The following is a 15,391-nucleotide window of genomic DNA, read 5'->3' on the forward strand; positions in this document are numbered from 1 at the left end:
GTAAGTCACAGGTTTTTTTTACCGCATGGTGGAAATATTTTGCATCCTCCAAGTCAACATAATGGGGAGTAAGGTCAATACCACCTCCAAACCACCTGATTCCGTTGCTCATTTCAAAGTATCGGATATTCATGTGGATTATCGGCACCATTGGACTAAAAGGGTGAATGACAATGGACACCCCGGTGGCAAAAAAATCTGCTTTATCAAGTTGGAGTTTGTTCAGGATTTTTTGCGGGGTAGGACCCTCCACTGCAGAAAATGCTACTCCGCCTTTTTCAATGATTTTCCCATTCTTAAAAATCCGTGTACGTCCACCTCCACCTTCAGCCCTTTCCCATTTGTCTTCATGAAAAGACCCGGTTCCATCTCCCATTTCAAGTTCCCTACAAATGTAGTCCTGGATTTCCCTAAAGTCACGGGTGATTAAATGTTTATCCATCAGATGCTCAAATTCAAATATAAGTCGTTAATAAAAAGTAGGTTTGTCCGATTAGTCTTCAGTTTCCAGTGATTCAAGTATTTCGGACAGTTCATCAAAATCTTTAAGCCCGGGTTTGATTTCGTCCCCACCTTGCATGGATATCCCTTTGATTCCGGTGCTTTCTACTAATTCCAGAACAGTGTCGGCATCAATTCCAAAATCCAGAAGTACCTGACATTTAGAGGCAAGTTTTGTGATTTTTTTCAGCACTTCTTTATTTAATTCCAATGTTTCAGATTGGAGTAGGAGGGTGATATTAAAGTCATGGTATGAAGCCGATTTGCCAATCAAATCTTCTAAGTCATTTATATTCTCCACTTTTTGGTTGAGGATAATTCCATAACTGGTATTGACCAGCATTTTCAGGTGAATTTCTTCTTTGATTTCAATATAATGGATTTCAGGGTAACCTTTTAAAAATGTAAGAATTCTCTCGGGGTGTGTGTGGGAAAATTCTGCAACATACTCCACCCCTGAAATCCAGCCTGTTATTTCTTTGAATTTATCAGGAGAAACAAAATTTTTATCATTTTCTTCCAGACAAAATCCCATCAGATTTACCTGCATTCCAGCACAGTAACGGGCATCTGAAAGGTTGTTCACTGTCGATATCTTCACAAATGTTTTCAACGCCATTTTTCCCTATATTTTTTTATGCATGCTAAGGTAAAAGATTTCAACATAAAATTGTATTTTTGGCCACTGCTATAGTTAATGAAATGAACAGCTTACACCCGATCAGATTTATTCTATTAACGGCAATCCTTTTTTCCTGTGGCGAATCAGAAAATCCAAGAGTTGATTTTGGCTTGGATTATCAGCCTTTGGAGACTGGATTGTACTGGGAATATGAAGTCAGCCAAACACTTGTTTTTGGCGAAAATGACTCCGAAGTATCTGCCTTTTTTTTACGGGACAGGGTGGATTACAGCTATATCAATGCTGAAGGGGAGATTGTTTATGTATTAGTTAGGGAAGTTTCAGAGGACAGGTCTTCTTGGCTACCCACCGGCAATTATGCCATGCAACATATCCGAAACACGCTGATCAGGAACTTTGAGAACAAAATGACAGTCAGTTTGGTTTTTCCTCCTGAGTTGGGCAAGTCCTGGGATTCTGAGGTGTTGAACTCCCAAAATCAGGATATATTCAAGATTGACTTTATGGGAACAATTCTTGTAGGTGAACAATCCCTACCCCGATCTTTGAAGGTTTTGCATGAAGAGGAGGATGATGAAATCACCTTCAGAAACAATAGATATGAGGTTTTTTCCAAAGGAATCGGACTTGTTGAACAATATCATGAAGTTTTCACTTATTGTTCAAGGAACGATTGCCTTGGACAGATGATTATAGATTCAGGTAGGTTGACCCACCTTAAAATAGTGGCATATGGTAAATTTTAACAAGTATTTTTTGATAATTCTGATACTGTTCATCAGTAGCTCTGTTTTCGGCCAAAACCGTTATGCTGTTCATTTTAAATTCAAGCCACAGGATACTTATTCTTTTAACAATCCTACAGAATTTCTAACAGAAAAATCATTGGACAGAAGACTGAGGCAACACATTTCTCTTGACAGTCTTGATTTCCCCGTTTCCCAAAAATACCTTGATGCCATAAAGCTTTCCGTTGATATGGTGCTTTATAACAGTCATTGGCTCAATGCATCGATTGTCACAGCATACCCTGAAAACATTTCAGATTTGGAATCCCTGCCATTTGTAGATAAAGTCATGCTGGTGGCTCCTGGTAATTTTTCTCAATCAAGATTAGGTTCCAATCTGAAAGGCAAAGGTGGATTGAATGTGAATTTCAATATCAAGTCGAGAAAAAATTCCTCCCCATACGACTTTCAAAATCAGGTTTTGGGTATTCCCCAAATGCATGAATCAGGATTCAAAGGGAAAGGAATTACAATTGCGGTTTTTGATGCAGGGTTTCCCGGTGTAAACCAAATTCCCGCCTTTTCACATTTATTCGACAACGAGCAAATTGTTGGTACAAAGGATTTTGTACATATAGGTAATGATGATGTATTCAGCAAAAATCAGCATGGAACTAATGTGTTGTCTCTGATTGCTGCCAATGATGAAGAATTATTGGTTTCTGGAGCTTATGAATCCAATTATATTTTATGTATTACAGAGGATGTCCCTACCGAATACAGGATTGAGGAGTATAATTGGGTGAAAGCTGCTGAGTACGCAGATAGTCTGGGAGTGGATATCATCAACAGCTCTTTGGGTTATTGGGATTTTGATGACCCGTCAATGGACTATTCCATCAGTGACCTCGACGGAGAAACGGCTGTGATCACAAAAGGTGCTTCAGTTGCAGGGGATAAAGGAATTTTAGTGGTGACCAGTGCTGGAAACTATGGAACAAGGGGTGCTTCCTCTCTCACTGCCCCAGCGGATGCAAAGGGGATTTTGTCAGTTGGTGCAGTAAAAGCAGATCTGTCAAGAGCAGGTTTTAGTTCCATGGGCCCAACTGCTGACGGAAGGATCAAGCCGGATGTCTCCGCTTTTGGTGAACAGGTTTGGGTAGTGAGGTCCAATGGTATAGTATCGAGGAGTAACGGCACCTCATTCTCAGCGCCTCAGGTAGCGGCATTAGCTGCCGGTTTATGGCAGGGAAGACCCGAGTGGACAAAAGATGAATTATTGGAAAACCTGATTAGTAGTTCCCATCAATTTGAAGAACCCGATAATTTATTAGGTTTTGGAATACCTGACTTTTATAAGGCCTATTTCGGAGAGATTTTGGATGTGGTCACTGTGGATAGGGAAGGCAATTGGAAAGTTTATCCCAATCCGATCGAAGGCACTGACCTGTTTATTTCTTTTGGATCTACCTTAAAAGGAGAATTTTCCTTAATTGATATGCAGGGTAAAATTTTGAAAAATGAATATTTGACCAGGACTGATATACATATACCTTTTGAAGTGAATATACCTGAAATCAGAAACGGGGTTTACTTTGTTCAAATGCAATCAGGGAAGGATATTCAAAGGACAAAATTGATGAAAAGATAGGTGGCCATTCGTATTTTTATTTCCTTTGCAGCATAATTAACACGCCCCAGCTTCATGTCCATAAAAATTGCTCCCTCAGTTTTGGCAGCTGATTTTGCCAATATCCAATCTGAAATAGAAATGTTGAACGCCTCAGAGGCAGACTATATCCATGTGGACATCATGGACGGAGTTTTTGTTCCCAATATTTCTTTTGGCATTCCTGTGACTGAGGCGATACACAAACATGCCTCAAAACCTTTGGATGTTCATTTGATGATAGTAGAACCTGACAGGTATCTCGAAGCATTCAAAAAAGCAGGTGCCAGTATTATTTCGGTTCACTTGGAAGCATGCAACCATTTGCACAGGACTTTGCAGGCCATTAAGGAATTGGGCTGCAAAGCAGGAGTTGCTCTAAATCCACATACTTCCATCCATCTTTTAGAGGATGTGATCATGGATATTGATCTGGTATGTCTGATGTCAGTCAATCCAGGATTCGGTGGGCAAAAATTCATTGAAAACACTTACCACAAGGTCAAGCTGTTAAAATCTCTGATCAATCAAAAAGGGGCCAATACAATGATAGAGATTGACGGTGGTGTCAACCAAGGAAATGCACCCTTGCTTGCCAAAGCAGGAGCAGATGTTTTAGTAGCAGGTAATTTTGTTTTTTCAGCAGCAAATCCTTTAGAAACTATTAAGAACCTTAAAAGGATCTAGTTTTCAATATTTTATGTGTTTACCTTTAATTTTATAATATTGCCATTTAACAATTTTTATGGCCAAATTTTTGTAGCTTCTCTTGTAAAACAGGCATTAAAACTGTTAATTGGAAATTAATTCAAATTTGATTAAACAATTTAAACCTTCTAATAAGATGAAAAAAGTATTTGTATTGGCGTTTTTTCTTTTGGGTATGCTAAGCGTTAATACCATGGCGCAGGAAGCTTCTGAAGAAGTTACAGAAGAAGAAATCCAGAAGTTTGCTGTCATGGAAGAAGCCGTGGCAAATTATCTCCAAGAGAAACAAGATCAATTGGTGGAAATGATTAAGAATGATGAAGCCCTTGGTGGTGCAGCCCGATACAATGAAATCAAAGGTGCATGGGGAAATGAGGAAAAGCTTTCCGAAATCAAAATTACCGATGAGGAAAAAGAGGCCTTTCAAAAAGTCCAGGATTTTATGGATTCCCTATCTGAAGATGTGAAGCAATTCAAAGTAGATATGATTATGGATGCTGAAACCCTCGGTGCAGCTACCTACAATAAAATCATGAAGGCAATGAGTGCGGACCCATCAGTTAAGGAAAAAGTAGATTCACGCATCACTGAGTTAAAAGAGAAAAGAGCTGCCGGTGATGGTGAAGTCACCATGTGATTGAAATAAATTTCAAATAGAGGCTTCCAATTTTGGAAGCCTTTTTGTTTTAATCGAGGTATTGTTTTTACTTTCGGGTTCGTTTAATAGAAATATGAGAAGAGTCTATTTAACATTGCTATTATGCTTATTGGGTATTCAGACCCTATTTGCCCAAGATGATATTTTTGGCATAGATACCAAAGCAAGAAATAAAGGCAGGAAAAGCCAGAGCAACATTGGCAATATTTTCAGGAATGCTGTAAGTAATTTCAGTTTCGAGTTTTCAACAGGTGGCTCATTCCATACAAACCAAATGCAGTTCTCTTCCGAAATTCCAAGTCAGTATCCTATTTCCCAATATAACAATCTTGAAGTGCCCCAAACCGTTGGTGCCAGAGATACTGTGAGATTTAGCAGTAACCAAATGGCGATACCAATAAATCTAGGTGTCAAATTGAATCTTTTCAATACCCTGGTAGTTGGGGGAGGTTATAGCCGTGAATTTGGAAGAATGGACAATTTACGGGGCGGGGATTTTGAATTTCAATTTGAATCAGGAAACTATACTTTGGACAGGGCCTTTGGATCAATCGGACTCGTAGTTTATGACGCAAGAAAAAGAGCTAAATTTTTGAATTGGAGATACAGACAGTTTTCATCCAACAATTTCTACATGCAATCAGAGAAGAATCAGAGAATCCGTCAAAATTATCCATGGAAATTTTTGATAGAGGCTGATTTTGGCAATTTGTATATAAGAAAGAATTTTGATGGCAGGATTTTACCCTCTGAAGATCCTTTTTATAATGTTGGTCTTAGAATTGAAAGAGAATTTTCAGAATACGCAAGATTCTTTGCCAAAACAGGGGTTGAATTCAGGAATTATAATTTCAGGACTGAAAATTTTGATGAAATCCAAAATATCAAGCAGAATTTATACTTTGCACAAGTTGGTATTTCAATAAGTCTTCCGGGCACAAAAAGATGCAAAGTTCATGGATGTGGCGTGGTAATGAGGCATGTACATGACGGAATAGAATATAGAGGAAGCTCAATTTTTAATTTCCAGAACAGGAAAGTCGGTCAATGGTATTAAAGTATAGCCAATTAGCCTTTTCCAGACCAAATAATCTTTTTAAAAACGTATTCTTTTTAGTAAATTGCAACACTATTGATCACCTATAAAATATGGCTAAAGGAGAAAACGAGAATATAATTCCAATTAATATTGAAGATGAAATGCGTGGGGCCTACATCGATTATTCGATGTCGGTTATTGTTTCCAGAGCACTTCCGGATGTCCGTGACGGACTCAAGCCAGTACACCGAAGAATTCTTTTTGGAATGCAGGAACTTGGCGTATTGCACAACAAACCATTCAAAAAATCAGCAAGGATAGTAGGGGAAGTGTTGGGAAAGTATCACCCTCACGGTGATTCGGCGGTTTATGAAACCATGGTCCGAATGGCACAGCCTTGGTCCTTGAGATATCCATTGGTGGACGGTCAGGGTAACTTTGGTTCCGTGGATGGAGATAATCCTGCGGCCATGCGTTATACTGAGGCCAGGTTGAAAAGAATTGCAGAGGAATTGCTGATAGATATTAATAAAGAAACTGTTGATTTTCAGTTAAACTTTGATGATTCCCTGAAGGAACCGGTGGTGCTTCCAGCTAAAATCCCTGCACTGTTATTGAACGGTGCTTCAGGTATTGCTGTGGGTATGGCTACCAATATGGCCCCTCACAACTTGGGGGAGGTCGTTGATGGAATTATCGCATATATTGAAAAACCGGACATTACTATTTCGGAATTGATGGAGTTTATAATTGCTCCTGATTTTCCTACCGGAGGAATTATTTACGGTTACAATGGTGTCAAAGCAGCTTTTGAAACAGGAAGAGGCAGGATCATTGTACGCGGTAAAGCAGAGGTGGAGACCAGGGACAATGGACGTGAGTCTATCATTATTTCCGAGATTCCTTATATGGTCAATAAGGCCAACATGATTGAGAAAACGGCTGCATTGATCAATGAGAAAAAAATTGATGGTATTGTAGCCATCAGAGATGAATCAGACAGGCAGGGTATGCGGGTGGTTTATGATCTGAAGAGAGATGCAGTAACAAATGTCGTCTTAAATAACCTTTATAAGCAGACTCAGTTACAGACCTCATTCTCAGTCAATAATGTTGCTTTAGTGAAAGGGCGACCCCAGACCCTGAACCTTAAGGATATGATTGTACATTATGTCAGTCACAGACATGAGGTGGTAGTCAGGAGGACTCAATATGAATTGAGGGAAGCAGAAAAGCGGGCCCATATATTGGAAGGTTACCTGATTGCTTTGGATCACTTGGATGAGGTCATCTCTTTGATCAGAAGTTCCAGAGATCCTGAAACGGCAAGAAACGGTCTAATGGAGAAGTTCGAGCTTAGTGAAATACAGGCAAGAGCAATCCTTGATATGAGACTTCAACGCCTTACCGGAATGGAGCGTGATAAGATTCAGGAAGAATACAGAGAATTGATGGCTTTTATTGAAGAACTCAAAGGGATTTTGGATAGTGAAGAACGGAGGATGCAGATCATCAAAGATGAACTGACCGAAATGAAAACCCGCTATACTGACGCCAGAAGAACTACCATTGAACATAATGCTGAAGACTTCAACTACGAGGATATGATTCCGAATGAAGAAGTGGTCATCACGGTTTCTCATGAAGGTTATATCAAGAGAACGGTTCTTACAGAGTATAGGACTCAAGGCAGGGGTGGAGTTGGTTCCAAAGGCGTTTCTACCAAACAGGATGATTGGACAGAATATTTGTTCACTGCTTCAACACATAATTACCTTTTGATTTTTACGGATCATGGTAAATTGTTCTGGCTTAAAACTTATGCTATACCGGAAGGATCCAAAACCTCAAAAGGGCGTCCGATTCAAAATTTGATCAATATTAATCCCGAAGATAAAATCAGATCAATCATACAGGTAGGAGATCTCAATGATGAAGATTATATCAATAATAATTATCTTGTGATGGTGACCAAGCAGGGTATCATCAAAAAGACTACCCTTGAGCAATACTCAAGACCCAGGACAAATGGGATCATAGCCTTGAATATCAGGGAGGATGATCAGTTGTTGAGGGTAGAAATGACGGATGGTGACACCCATATCATCATTGCAGCGAAAACCGGAAGAGCCATCCATTTCCATGAATCTACAGTGAGACCAATGGGAAGGACAGCTACAGGAGTAAAGGCAATTAAGTTAAGGGATGTTAAAGACGAAGTGGTTGGCATGGTATGTGCATCTAGAGAAGATGCAAGTCTTTTGGTAGTTTCAGAGAAAGGTTATGGCAAAAGGTCGCCTCTTGATGAATACAGAATTACCAATAGAGGTGGCAAAGGTGTCAAAGCCATGAACATTACCGAAAAAACGGGTTTCCTTGTAGCGATCAAAGAAGTAGTCGATAGCGATGATTTGATGATCATCAACAAATCAGGCATCACAATCAGGACGCCTGTCTCAGAACTAAGGGTAATGGGCCGGGCAACTCAAGGTGTTCGGCTGATCAAACTCAGCGAAACTGATCAAATCTCATCGGTAGAAAAGATATCAAGAGAAGAGGATGATGAAGAAGTAGAAGGTGACACAGAGACCAAAACTGATGAGGTGAATGGAGAAAATGAAAGTGATAACCCGATAGAATCTTAACTTACGAGTAATAAAATCCAAATTAATATAGACCAAACAATTAGCAAAAACGAAATAAAATGAAAAAGTTAATCTTATCATTGGCTTTAGTAGGCATTGCAACTATGGCCTTTGCCCAAAAAAAGGTAGTAAAATCTGCCGAACGTAACTTTAAGAAAGGCGAATTGGAAGTAGCTATGACTGAAGTCAAGGCTGCTCTTGAAGATCCTGACACCAAAGAAGATCCGAATACTATGCTTCTGAAAGCAAAGATTCAGACCAAGATGTTTGAGGCCGATGAAGACAATGTCGCTTCAACGGTAGCAACCGGTAGAAGTGCTTTCGATGATTTCCAAAAGACCCTTAAGATGGTTGACAATGACAAAGAAAGCAAAGTAGGTAAGGAAATTTTTAAAGAGGACATACCGGGTGTGCTTCCTGATAACCTCAGGCCTTTCTCTTTGGAAAGTTTAAGGCAGGCGTCTTTCAATAAAGCCATTGTAGCCTATGAAGAGGATGATTATGAAATGTCCTATGAGTTTTTTTCTTTGGTTTCGGATATTGATCCCGTAGATACCACTTCTAATTTCAATGCCGGTTTTCTGGCAATGGATCTTGGTAAAACCGAAGAGGCCAAAAAGCATTTCAAAAGATTGTTGGAAATCGAAGAATATGACAAATTAAACTCATATTACTTCCTGATTCAGATTGCCAGCGGAGAAGACAAAGATCCGGAGCAGGCTTTGAAATATGTCACGATGGCAAGAAAAGATTACCCTGAAGATAAAACGCTATCGGAATTTGAAGTACAGTTGTTACTTCAGTTGAATAAGCTTGATGAGGCTATGGCTTCTGTAAAGGCCGCTTTGAAAGATGATCCAGAAAACTCAGGACTCTTATTGAGACATGGGTATTTGATGGAACAGGGAGGAGATATGGATGGAGCTTTAGGCGAATATAGAAAAGCAGTAAAAGCAGATCCGGATTTCTTCGAAGGAAATTATTATGCCGGTGCCATTTATTTGGACAGAGCAAGAGCGATTTTGGCAGAGGTAAATAACTTGTCTGATGAGGAGTGGGAAAAAAGAGCTCCCGAAATGAGCAAGCAAGCAGATGGACTTTATATAGATGCCATTCCTTACTTTACAAAAGCTTCAGAACTAAAGCCTGATAATGCTGAAATCCTTGAGATTCTTTTACAAATTCATACAAGATTGAAAAATACAGAAGAGGCCGAAAAATACAATCAGAGATTGGTTGCTCTTTTGGGTCCTGATTGGATGGAAAGATAATTATCATATTAGTCAAAATTAAAAAGCTGTCTTTCACTAAGGCAGCTTTTTTTTGTCCATTTTTGAAAACTTATTCCTCTAATTATTTTGGTATGAAAACGGTTATGTACATGCAGCATTGAATATGCGGTACCAACTATTGCCCCAACTAAGTATTGAAGTTCCATACATTGGTCATCGGTCATCCAACATCGGTCTTTATAAGCTTCCCTCTTTCGTCTCCTGTCTTCCGTCCCCTGAACATGGAAAATTTGGATTTTCGGATAACCGTATAACATAATTTAACATGAGTCTAAACCCTCTTGTGTAAAAAACAGTTTTAATTGTTCATTCCTTCCAGTACATTTTCATCAAATTTCAAAAAGACATGAAAAACCCCAGATGGCTGCTGTTTTGTTTATCATTTTTAATCCTTTCCCCATCATTCTCGCAGTCTCAACCTTCTTCAGTCCTTTACCATAAATTATTGCGTTTTCAGGATACCAAAAGGGTATTGTTTGTAGCCGCACATCCTGATGACGAAAATACCCGTTTGATTGCTTATTTGGGCAATGCCAAACACGCTGAAGTTGCTTACCTATCCCTGACCAGAGGAGATGGAGGTCAAAACCTAATCGGTAAAGAATTGGGAATTGAACTTGGGATGATAAGGACACATGAGTTGCTCAGGGCTAGGGCAACCGATGGCGGCAGGCAGTATTTTACCAGGGCTTTGGATTTTGGATTCAGTAAGAATCCGGATGAGACATTCAATAACTGGGATAGGGAAAAGCTTCTTTCTGATGTAATATGGATGATCAGAAAATTCCAGCCTGATATCATCATCAATAGATTCACCACCGTTCCGGGTACCACTCATGGACATCATACAAGTTCGGCTATTCTGTCTGAAGAGGCCTTTCAAAAAGCAGCGGATCCTACTGTTTTTCCAGAGCAATTGAAATATACAAAACCTTGGCAGGCCAAAAGGTTATTCTGGAATGCTTACAATTGGGGGGGGCAATATGAACCAGAGGAAGGAAAGACCTATTTCAGGTTTGCAGTTGGAGAATACAACCCTTTGTTGGGTACCACCTATTCCCAAATTGCAGCGGACAGCCGGACCATGCACAAATCCCAAGGCTTTGGATCCACTTCTCAAATAGGTCAGGGAAATGATTTTATAGAATTGGTTAATGGTTCGACATTTAAAAACCACCCTTTTGAAGATATCAGCAATAGATGGGAACAATTACCTAACGGAAATAAAATCATTGGAGCGATTGAAGATGCGCTTTCCGGTTTTGATTTTACCTCTCCCGAAAATAATTTGGAAAAACTCCTTCAAATCAAGAGTTTGTTGGATGGTCAGGATTCTCAGGCATTGTGGTTAGATGAAAAGAAACAATACCTGGACAAACTAATCTTGGAAGTGCTTGGGGTAAAAGCGGAATTTATTGTGAAAAAGGAAATCGGTTTTCCCGGAGAATCCATTATCACTGAACTTGTCTTTAATAACCCATCCCCAATTCCATTGACAGTTCGTTCTTTCCAAGGAAAAGTTTTTACCCAGAATATAAACAAAGAGGTCAAAAACAATATTCCTGTTGCCCAAGCTTTGGAAATCTATATTCCAAGAGATTATCCCGTTTCCCAACCATTTTGGTTAGAAAAGCCCTTAGACGGAAGCCTTTTTAATATTAATGAACTTTCCAAAATCGGTCAACCCGTAAATGGTCCAAGTATTGGGGGCAGTTTGGATTTGGTGATAGATAGCCAAGTTATCAGGATGGATCTCCCATTAATGTATAAATACAATGATCAGGTTGATGGGGAAATCAGGCAGCCATTTACCCTCGTACCCGAAGTCAATGTCAAATTGGATAAGAGCAACCTGTTTTTAATTAAAGGGGCCGATAGGACTTTGCAAGTTGAAGTTTCCTTTAGAGATAAAATTTTAGATGGGAAATTAACTTTGGCAGGTGTTGACCCGGGACAGTTTCGAATATTATCCGAGGAAAAAGATGAGAAAAGAAATAGGGTAGTATATACGATTGAATTTTTGGATTCTGACCTGGAAAAGAAAGAAGTTCTTGTCTCATTTCAGACGAATGATGGTCAAAAATTCAATCAGGACACCAAAAGGATCATTTACAGACATATTCCTAACCTGACCTATTTTACACCTACTACTCTTGGTTTGGTGAAAATGGATCTAAAACTCAGCAACCAAAGAATCGGATATATTCCCGGGGCAGGTGATGATGTTCCGGAGGTTTTAAGAAATCTGGGGTATCAGGTTTCAATTCTGGAAAACGGTGAGCTCAAAAAAGAAAGACTTCAATCATTTGAGACGATTATCATAGGCATTCGGGCCTTTAATGTCAATCAGGACTTGGCAGAAAATATGGATCAGTTGATGGCTTATGTCAAAGAAGGAGGCAATATGATTGTTCAGTACAATACCGCTTCCCCTTTATTGACCAGAGACCTTGGCCCTTATCCATTTTCAATATCAAGGGACCGTGTGGCAGTGGAAAATTCACCGGTGGTTGCTGATTTCACTCATCCGATTTTGAGTAAACCAAATAAGATAAGCCAAGCAGATTTTGAAGATTGGGTTCAAGAGCGGGGGTTATACTTTACCAGTGATTGGGATAGGAACTATACAACTCCACTTACCATGCAGGATCCGGGAGAAAATGCCAATAAAGGATCTTTGATCTTTGCAAAGTATGGTAAAGGTACCTATACTTACTCTGGCATTTCCTGGTTCCGTCAATTGCCTGCCGGAGTTCCCGGCGCCGTCAAAATATTTGTCAACCTAATCGAACAGTCAGGTGAAGGATCAAATTAACTGGAGAAACTGGTATTTGGGATTGATGGTCACCTTGGGAATTCTGATTGTACTTTTTTACTGGCTAACGGTAAGCTTCTCATGAGCGGCATCGACTGGATCATCATGTTCGGGACACTATTGGCCATTGTAGGCTATGGTGTTTATAAAACATATGGTCCTAAGGATATGGACAGCTATATCCGGGGCCAAGGTAATATGAACTGGTGGACGATTGGATTGTCCATTATGGCCACTCAAGCTTCCGCGATTACATTTTTGAGTACTCCCGGTGAGGCCTATGAAAGTGGCATGCGCTTTATCCAATTTTATTTTGGTTTGCCATTGGCCATGATTATTCTTTCGGTGACTTTTTTACCGATGTATTACAAATTGAAAGTTTATACCGCCTATGAGTTTTTGGAAAATAGGTTTGACCTGAAAACAAGGACTCTTGCTGCTTTATTGTTCCTGATTCAAAGGGGACTTGCGGCCGGTATTACCATCTATGCACCCGCCATCATTTTATCTACTTTATTGGGATGGAACCTGACCTTTACCAATATTTTTATTGGGGTATTGGTCATTATCTATACTGTTTCTGGTGGCACAAAAGCAGTTTCTATCACCCAAAAGCAGCAAATGGCCGTGATGATGGGAGGGATGATTCTGGCAGGGATTCTGGTGATACAGATGTTGCCGGTCAACTTCACAGATGCCCTGCATGTCGCAGGAAAAATGGATAAATTGAATGTCGTCAATTTTGAGTTCAAGCTGTCAGACAGGTATAATTTCTGGTCAGGTATGACCGCAGCTGTGTTTTTGTTTCTATCCTATTTTGGCACAGACCAATCGCAGGTCCAAAGATATCTGACAGGCAGTACACTGACCCAAAGCAGAATGGGATTGATGATGAATGGCTTGCTGAAAGTTCCCATGCAGTTTGTGATCCTGTTTATCGGTGTGATGGTTTTTGTATTCTACCAATTTTTCCAACCACCTGTGGTCTTCAATAAAGTACAGACCGAACAGCTTCAAAACAGTGCCTTTAAGGAGGATTTTAGGTTTTTGGAAGAAGAGTATACCCAGGTTTTTCGTGAAAAGGGTCGGGATATTGAAGACTTGTTGGAAGCCGTCAAAAGTGATAATCAGGAAGGTATTGCGCTTGCACAGGATGGGATGAGGAAGAAAAGCCAATACCAGGAAAGTATTCGTAATGAAGTCAAAGATCTGATTGTTAAAAATGACCCGACGGCAGAAACCCGGGATACGGATTATGTCTTTATGAGGTTTGTGATGGATTATCTTCCAAAAGGGATTGTAGGCTTACTGTTTGCAGTGATATTCAGTGCAGCCATGTCTTCTACTGCATCTGAATTGAATGCATTGGGCACAACTTCTACCATTGACATTTACAAAAGGTCAATATCAAAAAATTCCAGTCAATACCATTACCTGATTTCTTCAAAACTGTTTACCGCCTTTTGGGGAATCTTTGCAATCCTGTTTGCCACCTATGCAACCTTGTTTGAAAACCTGATTCAGGCTGTCAATTTATTAGGATCATTATTTTATGGAACCTTACTTGGGATATTTTGTGTGGCATTCTATATGAAATGGGTGAAAGGTAGGGCAGTCTTTATTGCGGCTATCCTCACACAGATTTTGATATTTCTGATTCACTGGAAAAATGGAGGAGGTTCACTTCTAGGTATTACCATCGATATCGGTTTTCTATGGTACAATGTGATAGGCTGTCTATTTTTAATGATCGTGGCGGCGATTATTCAGTTAGGGAGTGCTAGAGTGGAGAAGCGAGATGCGAGAGACGAGATGCGAGAAAGGGGTTTATAAGAGCCAAGAAACAAGAGCCGAGAAACAAGAACAAGACCAAGAGACAATCCTTCCCTAGGTATCGGGGAACCAAGAGGCATAGTCTTTTTGTGGAAGGAAGGTATGGTAAAAAGCTTTTATGGTTGGGATGATTTTTTGATTTTTAAGGGGATAGTGATAGTTTTAGGTAAATGAAAAATAACCGAGACTGATGAGCTATGCATGTAAATGAGGTAAAGAAAAACATGAACGATTTCTTAAACATTGAAAAAGAAACAGACAGCGAATTCGAGAGGATTGCAAATGAACTTCTGAATAACTATGCAATTCAAAATCACGAGTCAATTTACCGAATGATTGAGATAGAATTTTATTGGAATTCTCCACAACATAATGACGATAGCACATATAAAAGGAAATATGTTGATCCGGAAAATGGAGAATGGTTTTTTCATTATTCAGGAGTAGATATAGGGTTGAAAAGTGAAAAATTTAAAGGATATGGTGGGATTTTAATTCGTGGAATTGAGTGTACAAAAACAGGGGATCAATACAAAGGGCCAATGGTTTGTGCTATGAAACTATTTAGTGGGACAAATGCTTTTTCAGAATCAATTAAGACTAGAATCATCAAATATGATTTCGAAAAAAAGACAATAAATAAAACCCCTAGAGTTGGTTTAGGTAATAATGCGATAGAAAGTAAAACCCATTTACTTGAGTACAGATTTACAATTTAAGCGCAGTGAAAAGCGACTTGGAAACAAACACTATTTATTTATTAGAACATTTGAAGACAGACAAGTTATTCAGGAAAACTCATGAACAACTTCTCAGTGTTTGACCTAGAGTAAATGAAGATAAACAGATTGAAACCGCGA

The 15,391-nt window shown here is 39.4% G+C and carries 12 protein-coding genes; 10 read left to right on the plus strand and 2 right to left on the minus strand.

Features of this window, described 5'->3' with window-relative positions; translation table 11 throughout:
• Both ACEW8O_RS18835 and ACEW8O_RS18840 read right to left on the minus strand, forming a co-directional pair.
• The coding region (locus tag ACEW8O_RS18835; RefSeq protein ID WP_373496174.1) for a coproporphyrinogen III oxidase at positions 1-442 on the minus strand (442 nt) is incomplete at its 3' end.
• A gap of 51 nt (positions 443-493) precedes the next feature.
• On the minus strand, positions 494-1,120 hold the full coding sequence (locus ACEW8O_RS18840) for a phosphoribosylanthranilate isomerase (RefSeq protein ID WP_373496175.1): 627 nt from the start codon (positions 1,118-1,120) through the stop codon (positions 494-496).
• Between the two features lie 83 nt (positions 1,121-1,203).
• Between ACEW8O_RS18840 and ACEW8O_RS18845 the strand changes: the two genes are divergently transcribed.
• The 10 genes from ACEW8O_RS18845 to ACEW8O_RS18890 all read left to right on the plus strand — a co-directional run bounded on the left by ACEW8O_RS18845 (position 1,204) and on the right by ACEW8O_RS18890 (position 15,250).
• Entirely contained in the window at positions 1,204-1,890 is a 687-nt protein-coding gene (locus ACEW8O_RS18845) for a hypothetical protein (RefSeq protein WP_373496176.1), read from the plus strand.
• Positions 1,877-3,523 (plus strand): S8 family serine peptidase, encoded by a 1,647-nt coding sequence (locus ACEW8O_RS18850; RefSeq protein WP_373496177.1) that lies wholly within the window; start codon positions 1,877-1,879, stop codon positions 3,521-3,523. The genes ACEW8O_RS18845 and ACEW8O_RS18850 overlap by 14 nt, the downstream gene beginning before the upstream one ends.
• 54 nt (positions 3,524-3,577) lie before the next feature.
• Positions 3,578-4,228: a ribulose-phosphate 3-epimerase gene (gene rpe, locus ACEW8O_RS18855; protein WP_373496178.1), complete on the plus strand. Its 651-nt coding sequence runs from the start codon at positions 3,578-3,580 to the stop codon at positions 4,226-4,228.
• Positions 4,229-4,385: 157 nt separating this feature from the next.
• Positions 4,386-4,886 carry a hypothetical protein gene (locus ACEW8O_RS18860; protein ID WP_373496179.1) on the plus strand — a complete coding sequence of 167 codons (501 nt, stop codon included), beginning with the start codon at positions 4,386-4,388 and terminating at the stop codon, positions 4,884-4,886.
• Between the two features lie 94 nt (positions 4,887-4,980).
• Positions 4,981-5,964, plus strand: a complete 984-nt coding sequence (locus ACEW8O_RS18865; RefSeq protein ID WP_373496180.1) for a DUF6089 family protein — start codon at positions 4,981-4,983, stop codon at positions 5,962-5,964.
• A gap of 92 nt (positions 5,965-6,056) precedes the next feature.
• Complete coding sequence (gyrA, locus tag ACEW8O_RS18870) at positions 6,057-8,591, plus strand: DNA gyrase subunit A (RefSeq protein WP_373496181.1); 2,535 nt, start codon at positions 6,057-6,059, stop codon at positions 8,589-8,591.
• 59 nt (positions 8,592-8,650) lie between these two features.
• Positions 8,651-9,862, plus strand: coding sequence for a tetratricopeptide repeat protein (locus tag ACEW8O_RS18875; protein ID WP_373496182.1), 1,212 nt, complete (start codon positions 8,651-8,653; stop codon positions 9,860-9,862).
• Positions 9,863-10,229: 367 nt separating this feature from the next.
• The gene (locus ACEW8O_RS18880) at positions 10,230-12,698 is read left to right on the plus strand and encodes a PIG-L family deacetylase (protein WP_373496183.1); all 2,469 of its coding nucleotides are present in this window, start codon (positions 10,230-10,232) and stop codon (positions 12,696-12,698) included.
• An 81-nt stretch (positions 12,699-12,779) separates the two neighbouring features.
• Complete coding sequence (locus ACEW8O_RS18885; RefSeq protein ID WP_373496184.1) at positions 12,780-14,531, plus strand: sodium:solute symporter; 1,752 nt, start codon at positions 12,780-12,782, stop codon at positions 14,529-14,531.
• 197 nt (positions 14,532-14,728) lie between these two features.
• Positions 14,729-15,250, plus strand: coding sequence for a hypothetical protein (locus ACEW8O_RS18890; protein ID WP_373496185.1), 522 nt, complete (start codon positions 14,729-14,731; stop codon positions 15,248-15,250).
• Positions 15,251-15,391 lie beyond the last annotated feature (141 nt).

It is taken from the genome of Aquiflexum sp., from assembly GCF_041749095.1.
In the GTDB taxonomy this organism is placed as follows: Bacteria; Bacteroidota; Bacteroidia; order Cytophagales; family Cyclobacteriaceae; genus Aquiflexum.